At 44.0% G+C, this 15,059-nt stretch carries 12 protein-coding genes and 1 pseudogene; all 13 read left to right on the plus strand.

Features of this window, described 5'->3' with window-relative positions; all coding sequences use genetic code 11:
• Window positions 1-35: 35 nt before the first annotated feature.
• A complete protein-coding gene (gene murE / locus QZ106_RS01900) occupies window positions 36-1,502 on the plus strand; it encodes a UDP-N-acetylmuramoyl-L-alanyl-D-glutamate--2,6-diaminopimelate ligase (protein WP_295973536.1) in 1,467 nt (488 codons plus the stop codon).
• An 8-nt stretch (window positions 1,503-1,510) separates the two neighbouring features.
• Window positions 1,511-2,890 (plus strand): UDP-N-acetylmuramoyl-tripeptide--D-alanyl-D-alanine ligase, encoded by a 1,380-nt coding sequence (gene murF, locus QZ106_RS01905; protein ID WP_295973539.1) that lies wholly within the window; start codon window positions 1,511-1,513, stop codon window positions 2,888-2,890.
• Entirely contained in the window at window positions 2,884-3,969 is a 1,086-nt protein-coding gene (mraY, locus tag QZ106_RS01910; protein ID WP_295973541.1) for a phospho-N-acetylmuramoyl-pentapeptide-transferase, read from the plus strand. Before murF ends, mraY begins: the two co-directional genes overlap by 7 nt.
• 39 nt (window positions 3,970-4,008) lie before the next feature.
• On the plus strand, window positions 4,009-5,325 hold the full coding sequence (murD, locus tag QZ106_RS01915; RefSeq protein WP_295973543.1) for a UDP-N-acetylmuramoyl-L-alanine--D-glutamate ligase: 1,317 nt from the start codon (window positions 4,009-4,011) through the stop codon (window positions 5,323-5,325).
• A gap of 18 nt (window positions 5,326-5,343) precedes the next feature.
• Window positions 5,344-6,534: a putative lipid II flippase FtsW gene (gene ftsW / locus QZ106_RS01920; RefSeq protein WP_295973548.1), complete on the plus strand. Its 1,191-nt coding sequence runs from the start codon at window positions 5,344-5,346 to the stop codon at window positions 6,532-6,534.
• 45 nt (window positions 6,535-6,579) lie between these two features.
• The gene (murG, locus tag QZ106_RS01925; protein ID WP_295973552.1) at window positions 6,580-7,644 is read left to right on the plus strand and encodes an undecaprenyldiphospho-muramoylpentapeptide beta-N-acetylglucosaminyltransferase; all 1,065 of its coding nucleotides are present in this window, start codon (window positions 6,580-6,582) and stop codon (window positions 7,642-7,644) included.
• Window positions 7,645-7,703: 59 nt separating this feature from the next.
• Complete coding sequence (murC, locus tag QZ106_RS01930; protein ID WP_295973554.1) at window positions 7,704-9,134, plus strand: UDP-N-acetylmuramate--L-alanine ligase; 1,431 nt, start codon at window positions 7,704-7,706, stop codon at window positions 9,132-9,134.
• A gap of 12 nt (window positions 9,135-9,146) precedes the next feature.
• A complete protein-coding gene (locus QZ106_RS01935) occupies window positions 9,147-10,076 on the plus strand; it encodes a D-alanine--D-alanine ligase (protein WP_295973557.1) in 930 nt (309 codons plus the stop codon).
• On the plus strand, window positions 10,073-10,840 hold the full coding sequence (locus tag QZ106_RS01940) for a cell division protein FtsQ/DivIB (RefSeq protein ID WP_209362858.1): 768 nt from the start codon (window positions 10,073-10,075) through the stop codon (window positions 10,838-10,840). The genes QZ106_RS01935 and QZ106_RS01940 overlap by 4 nt, the downstream gene beginning before the upstream one ends.
• A 22-nt stretch (window positions 10,841-10,862) precedes the next feature.
• Window positions 10,863-12,143: a cell division protein FtsA gene (gene ftsA, locus QZ106_RS01945; RefSeq protein WP_021617060.1), complete on the plus strand. Its 1,281-nt coding sequence runs from the start codon at window positions 10,863-10,865 to the stop codon at window positions 12,141-12,143.
• 84 nt (window positions 12,144-12,227) lie between these two features.
• The gene (gene ftsZ / locus QZ106_RS01950; protein ID WP_021617059.1) at window positions 12,228-13,499 is read left to right on the plus strand and encodes a cell division protein FtsZ; all 1,272 of its coding nucleotides are present in this window, start codon (window positions 12,228-12,230) and stop codon (window positions 13,497-13,499) included.
• An 8-nt stretch (window positions 13,500-13,507) separates the two neighbouring features.
• Complete coding sequence (gene lpxC / locus QZ106_RS01955) at window positions 13,508-14,425, plus strand: UDP-3-O-acyl-N-acetylglucosamine deacetylase (protein ID WP_295973564.1); 918 nt, start codon at window positions 13,508-13,510, stop codon at window positions 14,423-14,425.
• A gap of 421 nt (window positions 14,426-14,846) precedes the next feature.
• Window positions 14,847-15,026 (plus strand): annotated as a pseudogene (locus QZ106_RS01960) (IS200/IS605 family transposase); the annotation flags it as partial.
• Window positions 15,027-15,059: the final 33 nt, after the last annotated feature.

Consider the following 15,059-nt stretch of genomic DNA (forward strand, 5'->3'; position numbering starts at 1 on the left):
TAAAGCGTTTTTCACTCATTCATTGAGAAAACATTATGTATCGATTAACTCATCTTCTCGGGATTCACATAGCAGAAAATGTGAATTTCACCGAAATGACATTAGACAGTCGAACTGCAAAGGCCGGCTGTCTTTTTGTTGCAATTAAAGGACATCAAACCGACGGTCGTCAATATATTCCGCAAGCGTTGCAAAATGGCGCAAGTGCGGTCATTTTTGAGGCTGATTCTGAGGCGCAACATCTTCAGGTGCGCTACGAACAACAGGTTCCGCTCATTGCTTTTTACCGTTTAAGCGAACATTTATCCCATCTTGCGGATGTGTTTTATGGGCAGCCTTCCAAGCGTTTAACTTTGGTTGGGGTTACCGGTACTAACGGAAAAACGACAACCGCGCAATTATTGGCACAGTGGACACAGATTTTAGGGCATACCAGCGCCGTAATGGGCACCATTGGTAACGGCTTATTCGGCCGAGTCAAAGAAGCGACAAATACCACGGGCTCTGCTGTGGAAATCCAAGCATCATTGGCAGAGTTTGTCGCACAAGGCGCAGATTTTGCGGCGATTGAAGTGTCTTCTCACGGTTTGGTTCAACATCGTGTCGAGGCCGTGCATTTCAGTGCTGCGGTGTTCACAAATTTAAGCCGCGATCATCTGGATTACCATCACACGATGGAAAATTATGCTGCAGCAAAAAAACGTTTATTCAGCGAATTGGATAGCCGCCATCACATCATTGATGCGGATGATCCTGTTGGAGCCGCATGGTTAGCCGAGATGCCGGAAGCAGTTGCAGTAAGTACCAACGCAGATTTTGCTCCACGACAAGCCAAATGGTTGAAAGCGGTAAACGTCTCCTTTAACCACAAAGGTGCTAGCATTCAATTTGAATCTTCTTGGGGCAATGGCGAGTTACAAAGCGCGCTTATTGGCGCATTTAACGTCAGTAATTTATTGTTGGTCATGGCAACCTTGTTGGCGCTTGGTTATGACTTAGCCGAACTTGTTCGTAGCGCACATAAATTAACCGGTGTCTGTGGTCGGATGGAAGTGCTGCATGCTCCGCATAAACCGACCGTTATTGTGGATTACGCCCATACACCAGACGCGTTAGAAAAAGCGTTACAGGCAGCACGGTTACATTGTCAGGGTAATCTTTGGTGTATTTTCGGCTGCGGTGGTGATCGCGATAGTGGCAAACGTCCACTTATGGCGAAAATTGCCGAACAGTTGGCGGATAAGGTCATTGCTACGGATGATAATCCTCGTACAGAAGATCATACGCAAATTATGGCGGATATTTTAAAAGGGTTTATTCATCCGCAAGCCGTGCAAGTGATACACCAACGTGAAGAGGCCATTGCCACTGTGATTCAAAGTGCGGTGGAAAATGACGTTATTTTAATTGCCGGCAAAGGACATGAAGACTATCAAATTATTGGTAAAACGAAGCATCATTTTTCCGATCAGGAAGTTGCCCGTCATTATTTATCTCAGTAACAAAAAATATGATTAGATTATCTCTCTCTCAAATCGCCTCCATTTTAGAGGCACAGCTTATCGGTGATGGCAACGTGACTGTCGAAAACGTGAGTACGGACAGCCGTAAAGCCGTCAACAATGGGTTGTTTTTTGCGTTGAAAGGCGAAAATTTTGATGCACATGACTACGTTGTTAAAGCGGCTGAGCAAGGTTGTGTCGCCGCCGTGGTTGAACATCCAACAGAGGGCGATATTGCCCAATTAATTGTGAAAGACAGCCGTCTTGCCCTAGGGCAGCTTGCCAAATGGTTGCGTGAAAAAATCAATCCGAAAGTGGTGGCAATGACAGGGTCTTCGGGCAAAACCACGGTAAAAGAAATGACGGCCTCTATCTTGCAACAAAGTGCGGTGGATTTTGACGAAGTTTTATTTACCCAAGGCAATTTTAATAACGACATCGGTGTTCCGCTAACATTATTACGTTTAACTGAAAAACATAAATTTGCAGTGATTGAACTTGGCGCCAATCATATTGGTGAAATTGCCTATACCACCGCCTTGGCGCAGCCTGATGTGGCGTTAGTCAATAATGTCATGGCAGCACATTTAGAAGGTTTTGGTTCTCTTGACGGCGTTGCAACAGCGAAAGGCGAAATTTTCCGCGGATTAACTCATCATGGCGTTGCTATTATTAATAAGGCACATAACTATTCACAAAAATGGCAGGCAGAGATTGGTGATCATTCGGTGCAATATTTTGCTTACGATGATCCGAAAGCTGATTATCATGCCGAAAACATCGTATTTTCCGAACAAGGGGCGGCTTTCGTCTTACACACGCCACAAGGCAATGTGCAGATTGATTCACCCTATTTAGGTGAGCATAACGTATCAAATGCCTTAGCCGCGACAGCGTTGGTAATGAATGTGGGCGCAACGTTAGCGCAGGTAAAAAAAGGGTTGGAAACGCCATCCTTGGTGAAAGGGCGTTTATTCCCGATTCACCCTTGCGACAATCTTTTATTATTAGACGACACTTATAACGCCAATGTAGGCTCCATGAAATCGGCGATTTCCGTGTTGCAAAAATATCCGGCTTTTCGCGTCTTTGTTGTTGGTGATATGGGCGAATTAGGCGATAATACACCGCTTTGTCATCAAGAAGTGGGCGAGTTTGCTCAGGCGGCAAAATTGGATTTGGTGATTTCTTTTGGACGTTCCAGCTCCGTGATAAGTGCGGTCAATTTTGGACGCCATTTTACTGATAAAACAGAACTTGTCGCTTATTTAACGCCAATTATTAAACAACAATTAACACAACAAAAAGTCGTTGTTTTGGTGAAGGGGTCACGCAGTATGAAAATGGAAGACGTGATCGATTTATTAAAGGGTAATTTTTTATGTTAGTTTGGATTGCTGAGTTTCTCACCAAATACAATTCTGATTTCCATGTGATTTCCTATATTACCGTGCGTGCTATCTTAGCGTTGCTTACGGCACTTTTATTGTCCTTATGGATTGGACCGAAAGTCATTCGTCGTTTACAACTATTGAAGTTTGGCCAGGTCGTACGCAATGACGGCCCTGAAAGTCACTTCGCCAAAAAAGGTACGCCGACCATGGGCGGTGTCATGATTCTTTTCGCCATCGGTGTGAGTACATTATTATGGGCGGATTTAAGAAACCCCTATGTTTGGTTTAGCTTGTTTGTTTTATTCGGCTACGGTGCTGTCGGTTTTGTGGACGATTACCGTAAAATTACCCGTAAAAGCACAGACGGCTTAGTGGCGCGTTGGAAATATTTTTGGCTGTCTGTGGTGGCATTGGTGGCTGTGTTTGGTATGTATGCCATGGGGCAAGATACCGATGCGACGCGCCTTGTCGTGCCGTTCTTTAAAACGGTGATGCCTCAGCTAGGCATTTTCTATATTGTATTAGCTTATTTTGTGATTGTCGGTTCCAGTAATGCCGTGAACTTAACGGATGGGTTAGATGGTTTGGCGATTGTGCCGACCATCATGGTCGCCGGTGCATTTGCATTGGTGGCATGGGCAACCGGGAACATTAACTTCGCTGAATATTTACACATTCCGTACATTAAATTTAGTGCTGAGTTAGTGGTATTCTGTACTGCCATTGTGGGCGCGGGTCTTGGTTTCTTATGGTTTAACACTTACCCTGCGCAAGTGTTTATGGGCGATGTCGGCTCATTAGCGTTGGGCGGCGCGTTAGGTGTGATTGCCGTCTTAGTTCGCCAAGAATTTCTATTACTGATCATGGGCGGCGTGTTCGTCATGGAAACGCTGTCCGTGATTTTACAAGTGGGTTCCTACAAATTGCGTAATAAACAACGCATTTTCCTGATGGCACCGATTCATCATCATTTCGAGAAAAAAGGCTGGCCGGAGCCACGTGTTATTGTACGCTTCTGGATCATTTCCTTAATGCTGGTATTAATTGGTTTAGTGACCTTAAAACTACGTTAATCACCCCCAAAAGAGCGGTCATTTTTGAGAGAGAATTTCATGCAATATCAAGATAAAAAAGTCACTGTTATCGGACTGGGCAAAACAGGGTTATCCTGTGTTGATTTTCTGCGCGCTAAACATGCTGATGTGCGTGTCATTGATACGCGTAATGCACCGGCAGGGGCAGATCAACTTGATAAAGCCATTCCTCTGCATACCGGCAGTTTAAACCAGCAATGGCTCTTAGAAAGCGATTTGATCGTGATTAGCCCGGGGCTTGCGGTAAAAACGCCAGAAATTCAGGCCGCACTTCAAGCGGGTGTCGAAGTCGTCGGCGATATTGAGCTGTTCTGTCGAGAAGCGGATAAACCGATTGTGGCGATTACCGGTTCCAACGGCAAAAGCACCGTGACCACATTGGTTGCAGAAATGGCAAAAGCCGCCGGATTAAGCGTTGGCATGGGCGGAAATATTGGCATTCCTGCGCTTTCTCTCTTAAATCAATCGCATGATATTTACGTTTTGGAGCTTTCCAGCTTCCAGTTAGAAACCACCTATTCGCTAAAAACCGTGGCGGCAACAGTGTTGAACGTCACCGAAGATCATATGAATCGTTACGTGGATTTACAGGATTATCGCCAGGCGAAATTAAAAATCTACGATAATTGCCAAACGGCAGTGGTTAACGGAGAAGACCCGCTTACCCTGCCAACTACTCAACACCCGGAAAAACAAGTGAGTTTTGCGGAACATCATGCGGATTATTGGTTAAAAAACGAAAATCAGAAAACCTATTTAATGGCGCGTGGTGAGGTAATTTTAGCTTGTGATGAAATGAAATTAACCGGTCGCCATAATTACATGAATGCCTTGGCCGCGATTGCCTTGGCACAAGCAGCCGGTATTAATTTGCTGGGAATTCAGACCGCACTTCGCGAGTTCGGTGGCTTGGAACATCGTTTCCAAGTGGCGCATATGGCGAACGGCGTGCGTTGGATCAATGATTCCAAAGCAACCAATGTCGGTAGTACGGTTGCTGCATTAACCGGTTTACAGGTCGCCGGGAAACTCTATTTATTACTCGGTGGTGATGGCAAAGGCGCAGATTTTTCTGAATTGGCGACATTAATTAATCAACCGCATATTTTTTGTTATTGCTTTGGCCGTGATGGCAAAGCGTTAGCGGATCTTACCTCACAAAGTCGCTTATTCGACACCATGGAACAAGCCATCGCGGCAATCCGTCCGCAATTACAAGCAGGCGACATGGTGTTGTTATCACCGGCGTGTGCCAGTTTGGATCAATTTCCGTGTTTTGAAGCACGCGGTGAAGAGTTCACGCGATTGGCACAGTTAAGCTCATCACTAAGTTAGGACAGATGAGGAAAATACATGGGATTTTGGGATCAGTTTAAAGCGCGTAGCGTGCAAGCAACCACCGTAACGCCAAGCAGTTCGTTGTACGACCGCACGTTGCTTTGGTTGTATTTAATCTTGCTATTAATTGGGTTATTAGCAGTATCCTCAGCCTCTATTCCGGTGGGGACGCGTTTGTATAGTGATGCGTTCTATTTTGCCAAGCGCGATGTGCTTTACATTATCCTTTCCTGTGTGACCTGTTATTTTGCGCTACAAATTCCCATGGAAAAGTGGGAAAAATGGCATGTTAAACTCTTTGGCGTGGCTTTGGTGTTGCTTTTTCTTGTGATGATTCCTGGGATCGGACGGGAAGTGAATGGCGCACGCCGTTGGATCCCGATGGTTTTATTTAATTTCCAACCGGCGGAATTTGCTAAGTTAGCCTTAACCTGTTTCCTCGCCAGTTATTTTACCCGACGTTATGATGAAGTGCGGAGTCGCAAATTAAGTGCGTTCAAGCCTTTTATCGTGATGGGCGTGATGGGCTGTTTCCTTTTAGTACAACCAGACTTGGGCAGTGCCGTTGTCTTATTTATTATCACCTTTGGCCTATTATTTATCGTAGGTGCCAACTTTTGGCAGTTTATCGGGTTAATTGGCGTGGGCTTGTTGCTGTTTGTGTGGTTGGTGCTGACATCCGCATACCGTCTAAAACGGATTACCGGCTTTATGGATCCTTTCAAAGACCCTTACGGTACCGGTTTTCAATTATCTAACTCGTTAATGGCATTCGGTCGTGGTGGCTTTTTTGGCGAAGGGTTAGGCAATTCCGTATTGAAATTGGAATATTTGCCGGAAGCACACACTGACTTCGTCATGGCGATTGTGGGCGAAGAGTTCGGCTTTTTTGGGATTTTTATTATTATTGCGCTACTTGGCTTATTGGTTTTTCGCGCCATGAAAATTGGGCGTGAGTCCTTAATTCTGGAACAGCGTTTTAAAGGCTTTTTGGCTTTCGGGATCAGTTTTTGGATTTTCTTCCAAGGCTTTGTGAATTTAGGGATGGCGCTGGGGATGTTACCGACCAAAGGGCTTACCTTTCCACTCGTCAGTTACGGGGGCTCCAGTATTATCATTATGTCGGTGACTATTGGTATGCTCCTGCGCATTGATCACGAAAATCGCCTCATGCGTGGTGGTCAAGCAAGATTGCGGGATGACTAAGAACCTAAGTGCGGTCGGTTTTTTAAATATTTTTAGAGAAAAGAGATGGGTAAGAAATTATTAGTGATGGCAGGTGGAACAGGCGGACATGTTTTTCCTGCCATTGCCGTTGCACAAGAATTACAACAGCAAGGTTGGGAAATTCGCTGGCTGGGCACCAAAGATCGTATGGAAGCCCAACTCGTACCAAAACATGGCATTCCCATTGAATTTATCCAAATTTCAGGTTTACGCGGCAAGGGCATCAAGAGTTTATTATTGGCGCCTTTTGCTATTTTGCGCGCGGTGTGTCAGGCGCGTAAAATTATTCAACAATACCAACCCAATGCGGTATTAGGCATGGGTGGCTATGTTTCTGGCCCGGGCGGTATCGCGGCAAAACTTTGCGGCGTACCGGTGGTATTGCATGAACAAAATGCCATTGTGGGATTAACCAATAATTGGTTATCCAAAATTGCTGCGCGAGTGTTGCAAGCCTTCCCAAATGCCTTTCCTCATGCTGAAGTGGTGGGAAATCCGGTACGTCGTGATTTATTCCAAACCGAAGCCCCAGAAACACGTTTTGCTGCGCGTGATAAAATCTTGCGTATTTTAGTCGTCGGTGGTAGCCAAGGGGCGCGCGTGTTAAATCAAACTGTGCCAAAAGTCGCAGAGAAACTCAGCGCCCAAGGTTTGGAGATTTATGTGCGTCACCAAGTAGGCAAGGGCAATTTAGCAGGCATTGAGGAAATCTATCAGGCAAATCAAAATGGCGTGGCGACTGAATTTATCGATGATATGGCAGAAGCTTATGCCTGGGCGGACATTGTGATTTGCCGTTCGGGCGCGCTGACTGTATGCGAATTGGCGGCGGTAGGCGTGCCGGCTATTTTCGTGCCTTTCCAACATAAAGACCGTCAGCAATTTTTGAATGCCAAATATTTAGCGGATGCAGGGGCTGCACTGATCATTGAGCAACCGGAATTTACCGAAGTGCGTCTGTTGAATGCGTTAACCCCATTGTTGGCAGATCGTGAAACATTATTAGCCATGGCGTTAAAGGCAAAAAGCAAGGCAACACCATTAGCGGCTAAGCGGGTCGCTGAGGTGATTGAAGACGTGGCAAATTAAATTAAAAGTGCGGTCGTTGTTTCAATTATTTTGCGCGACCGAGTAAGAAGGACAGATTCATGGATAACTATCATCAACAGATTAGAGACATCATTCCGGAAATGCGCCGAGTGAAGCAAATTCATTTTATCGGTATCGGTGGCGCGGGGATGTGTGGTATTGCCGAAATTTTATTGAATGAGGGATATCATATTTCCGGTTCGGATATTGCGGAAAGTGCGGTGACTCAGCGTTTAGCTTGTGCCGGCGCCAAAGTGTTTATTGGGCATAAAGCAGAAAATATTACCTGTGCCAGTGTGGTGGTGATTTCTTCTGCGATTCGTGATGATAACCCTGAAGTGGTGGCGGCAAAAGAAGCACGCATTCCGGTGATTCAACGTGCGCAAATGTTGGCGGAATTAATGCGTTTTCGTCATGGTATTGCGGTTGCAGGTACGCACGGTAAAACGACGACCACCGCGATGGTTTCTATGATTTATGCAGAAGCAGGTTTGGATCCGACTTTTGTGAATGGCGGTTTGGTGAAATCTGCCGGGACGAATGCGCATTTAGGGCGTAGCCGTTATTTGATTGCCGAGGCCGATGAAAGTGATGCCTCTTTCTTGCATTTGCAGCCGATGATTTCTATCGTGACCAATATTGAGCCGGATCATATGGATACCTACCACGGTGATTTTGATGAAATGAAGCAAACCTATGTGAATTTCTTACATAATTTGCCGTTTTATGGGTTAGCTGTGTTATGTGCCGATGATACCGATTTAATGAGCTTGGTGCCACAAGTTGGGCGTCAGGTGATCACTTACGGTTTCAGTGAGAATGCGGATTATCGTATTGAAGATTATCAACAAACCGGTTTCCAAGGACATTACACCGTGATTTGTCCGAGCGGTGAACGGATTGATGTCTTGCTGAATGTGCCGGGGCGTCATAATGCCTTAAATGCGACGGCTGCGTTGGCGGTAGCTAAAGAGGAAGGCATCAAAAACGAAGCGATTTTAGCCGCATTAGCTGATTTCCAAGGGGCTGGTCGTCGTTTCGATCAGTTGGGCCAATTTATTCGTCCGAACGGTAAAGTGATGCTGGTGGATGATTATGGACACCATCCGACGGAAGTTGGGGTCACCATTCAAGCGGCGCGTCAAGGTTGGGAAAATAAACGGATTGTGATGATTTTCCAACCGCACCGTTATTCCCGCACCCGCGATTTATTTGATGACTTTGTGCAAGTCTTATCTCAGGTCGATGCCTTGATTATGTTGGATGTGTATCCCGCCGGCGAGGCACCGATTGTGGGCGCTGATAGTAAAGCATTATGTCGTTCTATTCGCAATCTTGGCAAAGTGGATCCGATTTTGGTGTCTGATACGACACAATTAGGAGATGTGCTTGATCAAATTATTCAAGATGGCGATTTAATTTTGGCGCAAGGCGCCGGCAGCGTGAGTAAGCTTTCACGCCAGTTAGTCGAACGTTGGACAAAAGAATAAGTGGATAGCAAGATGAGTAAAACATTAAAACAAGAAAAAATCGCCGTATTATTGGGCGGCACCTCAGCCGAACGTGAGGTGTCTTTAAATTCAGGAACTGCCGTATTAAACGCGTTGCGTAAACAGGGGTATGATGCTCACCCGATTGATCCGAAAACTTTTCCGGTGGCAACACTAAAAGAACAAGGCTTTGATCGTGTGTTTAATATTTTACATGGTCGCGGTGGTGAGGACGGCACGATGCAAGGGTTGTTGGAGCAAATCGGTATTCCTTACACCGGTTGCGGTGTGATGGCGTCTGCACTGACCATGGATAAAATGCGCACGAAAATGTTATGGAAAGCCTTTGGTCTGCCTGTCGCTGAGATGGAAATCGTTACTATGGAAAATCGAGCAACCTTAAACCCTGAGTCAGTGGTCAAAAAACTCGGCTTGCCGTTGATGGTGAAACCCTCTTTAGAAGGGTCTAGTGTGGGGTTAACCAAAGTGAAAACGATGGAAGAATTGGAAAGTGCGGTGGATTTTGCGCTTAAATTTGATCGCACTGTACTGATTGAAGAATGGCTTGCCGGTGATGAATTTACTGTGCCGGTACTGAATAACGAAGTGTTACCTTCCATTAAAATCGTGCCGGAGGGGGAGTTCTATGATTATGATGCGAAATACATTTCTGATAATACGCAATATTTTTGTCCGGCAGGGTTAAGCGATGAACGTGAGCAGGAGCTTCGCCATTTAGTAAAACAGGCCTATGATGTGGTGGGATGTCGTGGTTGGAGCCGTATTGATGTGATGGCAGATGCGGAAGGAAAGTTCCGTCTGGTAGAGGTGAACACGAATCCAGGTATGACGAGTCACAGTTTGTTCCCAAAATCAGCTGCAACGGTCGGGTATTCTTTTGAACAGTTGGTTGAGAAAATTTTAGAGTTGAGTGCGGAATGAATTTACTAAAACGCAAAACCACACAAAATATAAGATATGGTGAGCCAAAATCAAAAGTTTTTGTGCAAATTAAATTATTACTTGTGCTATTATGCGTTGGCATCGCGTTCTATTCTTATTCAAATTGGCAAAGTTTTCTAGAAAAATTAGATAGTAAGCCTATCAGTGCATTTGCATTAGTCGGTACACCAACCTTTACGACGGATGCGGATGTGCGTGATGTTTTATTGAAAATGGGTGGGTTAAAAGGCTTTTTCGGTCAGGATGCCGACATTATTCGTGAGCAAATTGAAACAATGCCTTGGGTAAAAGGGGCGGTTGTGCGAAAAATGTGGCCGAATAAGTTAAGCATTTGGGTTACAGAGTATAAGCCTGTTGCGATTTGGAACGAAAGCGATTTTCTCTCTGATGATGGCGTCGTTTTCCAGCTGCCCATGAATAAACTCAAAGATACGCATCTCCCGCGTCTAGCCGGTCCGGATTTCCAAAGTGAAAAAGTGCTTGATGCCTGGAATAGAATTTATGCTGATTTGAAACAAAAAGGCTTAAATTTAAAAGCGGTTGCCATTGATGCGCGTGGTGCATGGAAAGTCGTATTAGATAATGATGTGGTACTGAAACTTGGGCGAGGCGACTGGAAAAATAAACTCGAGCGTTTCGTTACGATTTATCCACAGATTGAAATTCCTGAAAATAAGCGATTATCTTACGTTGATTTACGTTACGCCTCCGGTGCTTCGGTAGGCATGGTGGATGCTAATTAAATATTAATAGTGAAGTTAAAAAATGTCTAAAATTGTGGAATCAAAGACTATTGTAGGATTGGAAGTCGGTACATCAAAAGTGGTTGCCGTGGTGGGTGAGGTATTGCCTGATGGCGTGGTAAACGTGCTTGGTGTCGGCAGTTGCCCTTCTAAAGGAATTGATAAAGGAAGCATTACGGATCTCAATGCAGTAGTGACTTCAATTCAACGCGCCATTGAAGCGGCTGAATCGGTGGCTGACTGCCGTATTATGAGCGTAACGCTAGCCATTACCGGTGAACATATTCAAAGTCTAAATGAAAATGGCTTTGTGCCGATTGCCGAAGGCGAAGTCACACAAGATGAAATTGATTCTGCGATTCACACAGCCAGTTCGGTGAAAATGCCGGAAGGGTTGTCTTTGTTGCACATTATTCCACAAGAATTTGCCGTTGATAAGCAAATGAATATTAAAAATCCATTGGGTTTGCAAGGTGTGCGCTTAAAAGCACAGACCCATTTAATTGCTTGTCATCAGGATTGGCTAAACAATCTGAAAAAAGCGGTAGAACGTTGCAAATTAAAAGTGGAGAAAATTGTCTTTTCCGGTTTGGCTTCAAGTTATTCTGTATTGACTGAAGATGAAAAAGATTTGGGCGTCTGCTTAATTGATTTCGGCGCCGGCACCATGGATATTATGGTGTATATTAACGGGGCATTGCGCTTTAGTAAGGTGATTCCTTACGCCGGTAATCGTGTGACCGATGATATTGCTTATGCTTGTGCGACCTCAAGAATGGAGGCTGAAAGCATTAAAGTGAATCATGGTAGTGCATTCTGTCCACCGAAACATCATGCGGATAAAAAAATTGAGGTCTCTAGCATTGGTGGGCGTGGTCCGCGCACATTGACTCGCGAACAACTTTCGATGGTGACATCTGCCCGCTATAAAGAATTATTAGGTTTAGTTAAAAATGAACTTCTTTATTTAAAAGCGGACTTAGATTCTAAAAATATGAAATGTGAGCTTATTGCCGGCATTGTCATCACCGGTGGTGGCGCACAAATTGAAGACTTAAAAGAATGTGCCGCCGAGGTATTCGGTACTCACGCTCAAGTGCGTATTGGTAGCCCGTTAAATATTACCGGTCTTACGGATTACGTCAATAAACCACAATATGCAACAGTCATTGGATTATTGCAATATGGACATAGTAATGAAGATGAAGGTCCAATCAATGAGGAACATACCGATAGCGGATTTTTAAGTGCTTGTGGCAATATCATGAAAAAAATTTTTAATAAAGTGCGGTCGGAATTTTGAGAATTTTGATTTTTCATCTACAATATGAACGATTTGGGTTTAATACGCCGATAATTTGTCGGCACTAACGGAGAATAGGTAATTATGTTTGAGCCGGTAGATTACGATCTTGGTGAAATGAGTGGTGCGTTGATTAAAGTCGTCGGTGTTGGTGGTGGCGGCGGTAACGCGATTAATCATATGGTTGCAAATATGCAGCAAAAAAATGCCGGTAATATGATTACTGACGATGCTCTATTTAACACCGATGAGCATGGTAAGATTGAATTCTATTCTGTGAATACAGATGCTCAAGCGCTTCGTAAGAGTCAAGCCCAACAAACCGTTCAAATCGGCGCGAATACAACGAAAGGATTAGGTGCCGGTGCAAACCCAAATGTCGGTCGTAAAGCAGCGGAAGATGATCAAGATGCCATTCGTAAAATGTTAGAAGGTGCGGATATGGTATTTATCGCTGCCGGTATGGGTGGTGGTACAGGTACCGGTGCAGCACCGATCGTGGCTCAAATTGCAAAAGAATTAGGTGTTCTTACCGTCGCTGTGGTGACAAAGCCGTTTGTATTCGAAGGTAAGAAACGGATGATGTTTGCTGAAATGGGAATTAAAGAGTTATCAAAATATGTGGATTCTCTTATTATCATCCCTAATGAGCAATTAACGAAGGCTATGCCAAAAAATGCCACATTGATACAAGCATTTTCCGCTGCAAATGATGTGTTGAATAATTCTGTGACCGGTATTTCCGATATGATCACCTCTCCAGGGTTGATTAACGTGGACTTCGCTGACGTGCGTACCGTGATGTCAGAAATGGGACAAGCAATGATTGGCTTTGGTGCAGCACAAGGTCCACAAGGAGAGGGGAGAGCTGAAGAGGCCGCAAAAATTGCCGTGAAAAGCGATCTATTAGAACGTGTGGATTTATCCGGTGCGAAAGGTGTTTTAGTTAATATTACTTGTGGTATGGATTTGGGATTATCTGAATTCAACGCTGTAGGTGAGACCGTGAGAGGATTTGCTTCGGAAGAGGCAACCGTGGTTATCGGTACGACATTAGTGCCGGATATGGTTGATGAAATTCGTGTAACTATTGTTGCGACCGGTATCGGCGAGCCTGAAACGCCGGAAATTCAAATTCCTGCTCGTCCTCAGACAGTACAGGGAAATACTCAACCGGGTCTTCAACCGATTAGTACAGCCTTTGGTAGTTTGGGAACTCGGGCGCCAAATTATGGTCAGATAACACAAGATAACGTATCTGAACGTGGTCAACAAAAGCCGGAAGATAAACCTATTCCTGCTAATGTCGATTCACTGTTTAATGTACGTGATTTTATGCGTAATAATGACAAATAGAGAGTATTATGATTAAGCAAAGAACCTTAAAACAAAGCATTAAAGTCACCGGTGTTGGCTTGCATAGCGGTAACAAAGTTACTCTGATTTTGCGCCCGGCAATGCCGAATACTGGGGTGGTCTATTGCCGTACTGATTTGAATCCGCCGGTGACATTCCCGGCTAACGCAAATTCAGTGCGTGATACAATGCTTTGTACTTGCTTAGTGAATGAACAAGGTGTGCGTATTTCAACGGTTGAACATCTTAATGCCGCATTGGCTGGATTAGGTATTGATAATGTGATTGTTGAAGTAGATGCACCGGAAATTCCAATTATGGATGGTAGTGCAAGTCCATTTATTTATTTATTACTTGATGCAGGCATTGAAGAACAAAATGCACCGAAGAAGTTTATTCGTATTAAACAAAAAGTACGCGTAGAAGATGGTGATAAATGGGCTGAGTTCTCCCCTTATAACGGTTTCCGTTTAGATTTTACGATTGATTTTAATCACCCGGCAATTAGCAAAAATGTACGTAATTATGTGTTAGATTTTTCTGCACAGGCTTTTGTACAACAAATTAGTCGTGCCAGAACCTTTGGTTTTATGAAGGATATTGAATACCTTCAATCCCAAGGCTTAGCTTTAGGCGGTAGCTTGGATAATGCCATTGTGCTTGATGATTACCGCATTTTGAATGAAGACGGTTTACGTTTTAAAGATGAATTGGTACGTCACAAAATGTTAGATGCGATCGGTGATTTGTATATGTGTGGTTATAACATCATCGGTGATTTCAAAGCCTACAAATCAGGTCATGGTTTGAATAATAAATTATTAAGAGCGGTATTGGATAATCAAGAAGCGTGGGAGTTTGTTACCTTTGAAGACAAACAACAAGTTCCGGAAGGTTATGCTGCACCGGCTCAAATCTTAATTTAATATCTAAAATAGTCGGTTATAAAAAGCTATATTTCATTAGAAATATAGCTTTTTTTGTATCACGTTTTATCAGTTAATCGGCATAAAAAAGGCTACTTTTCATGAAGTAGCCTTGTTTATTATATCCAGCCAAAGTCTGGCTATAAAAACCGTACGCAACATATATGGAGTATGGAGCCAAATAGCTTTAAGCGATGAACAGAAAGATCCTCGCGATATAATGAATAAGGCTGACAACCTAAATTCAACATTATAGGAGGATTATTGACCCCTCGTAGCGTGCAACTTGTTGCACGAATGATTAACCTAGACACGTAATTCACGATTTTATGCGTAGCGTGCATCTTGATGCACGAACAAATAACGCACGGAACGTTATTTAACTCTTTCGGGCATTCATGATTTCGTGCAACAAGTTGCACGCTACAATTCACTAAAATAGAGATATGAAAATAGACATTTCTGAGTGAAAGGATTTTTTGTCAGCACAGTGGGCTTTAATACAAAAGTTGTGGAGGACTATATAAGGAATCAAGAAAAAGAAGACATGGTTCAAGATAATTTATCAATGAAAGAACATATTGACCCCTTTAAGGGGTAGTTCGTAGCGTGCATCTTGATGCACGACCAAATA

The sequence above is a fragment of the uncultured Aggregatibacter sp. genome (assembly GCF_901873365.1).
Lineage (GTDB): Bacteria > Pseudomonadota > Gammaproteobacteria > Enterobacterales > Pasteurellaceae > Aggregatibacter.

Excerpts from the sequence above, each read along its gene's own strand:
- ftsZ (WP_021617059.1), top strand. The coding sequence starts at position 12,228 with ATGTTTGAGCCGGTAGATTACGATCTTGGTGAAATGAGTGGTGCGTTG.
- mraY (WP_295973541.1), top strand. The coding sequence starts at position 2,884 with ATGTTAGTTTGGATTGCTGAGTTTCTCACCAAATACAATTCTGATTTC.
- murD (WP_295973543.1), top strand. The coding sequence starts at position 4,009 with ATGCAATATCAAGATAAAAAAGTCACTGTTATCGGACTGGGCAAAACA.
- QZ106_RS01940 (WP_209362858.1), top strand. The coding sequence starts at position 10,073 with ATGAATTTACTAAAACGCAAAACCACACAAAATATAAGATATGGTGAG.
- murE (WP_295973536.1), top strand. The coding sequence starts at position 36 with ATGTATCGATTAACTCATCTTCTCGGGATTCACATAGCAGAAAATGTG.
- ftsW (WP_295973548.1), top strand. The coding sequence starts at position 5,344 with ATGGGATTTTGGGATCAGTTTAAAGCGCGTAGCGTGCAAGCAACCACC.
- ftsA (WP_021617060.1), top strand. The coding sequence starts at position 10,863 with ATGTCTAAAATTGTGGAATCAAAGACTATTGTAGGATTGGAAGTCGGT.
- murC (WP_295973554.1), top strand. The coding sequence starts at position 7,704 with ATGGATAACTATCATCAACAGATTAGAGACATCATTCCGGAAATGCGC.
- murG (WP_295973552.1), top strand. The coding sequence starts at position 6,580 with ATGGGTAAGAAATTATTAGTGATGGCAGGTGGAACAGGCGGACATGTT.
- lpxC (WP_295973564.1), top strand. The coding sequence starts at position 13,508 with ATGATTAAGCAAAGAACCTTAAAACAAAGCATTAAAGTCACCGGTGTT.
- QZ106_RS01935 (WP_295973557.1), top strand. The coding sequence starts at position 9,147 with ATGAGTAAAACATTAAAACAAGAAAAAATCGCCGTATTATTGGGCGGC.
- murF (WP_295973539.1), top strand. The coding sequence starts at position 1,511 with ATGATTAGATTATCTCTCTCTCAAATCGCCTCCATTTTAGAGGCACAG.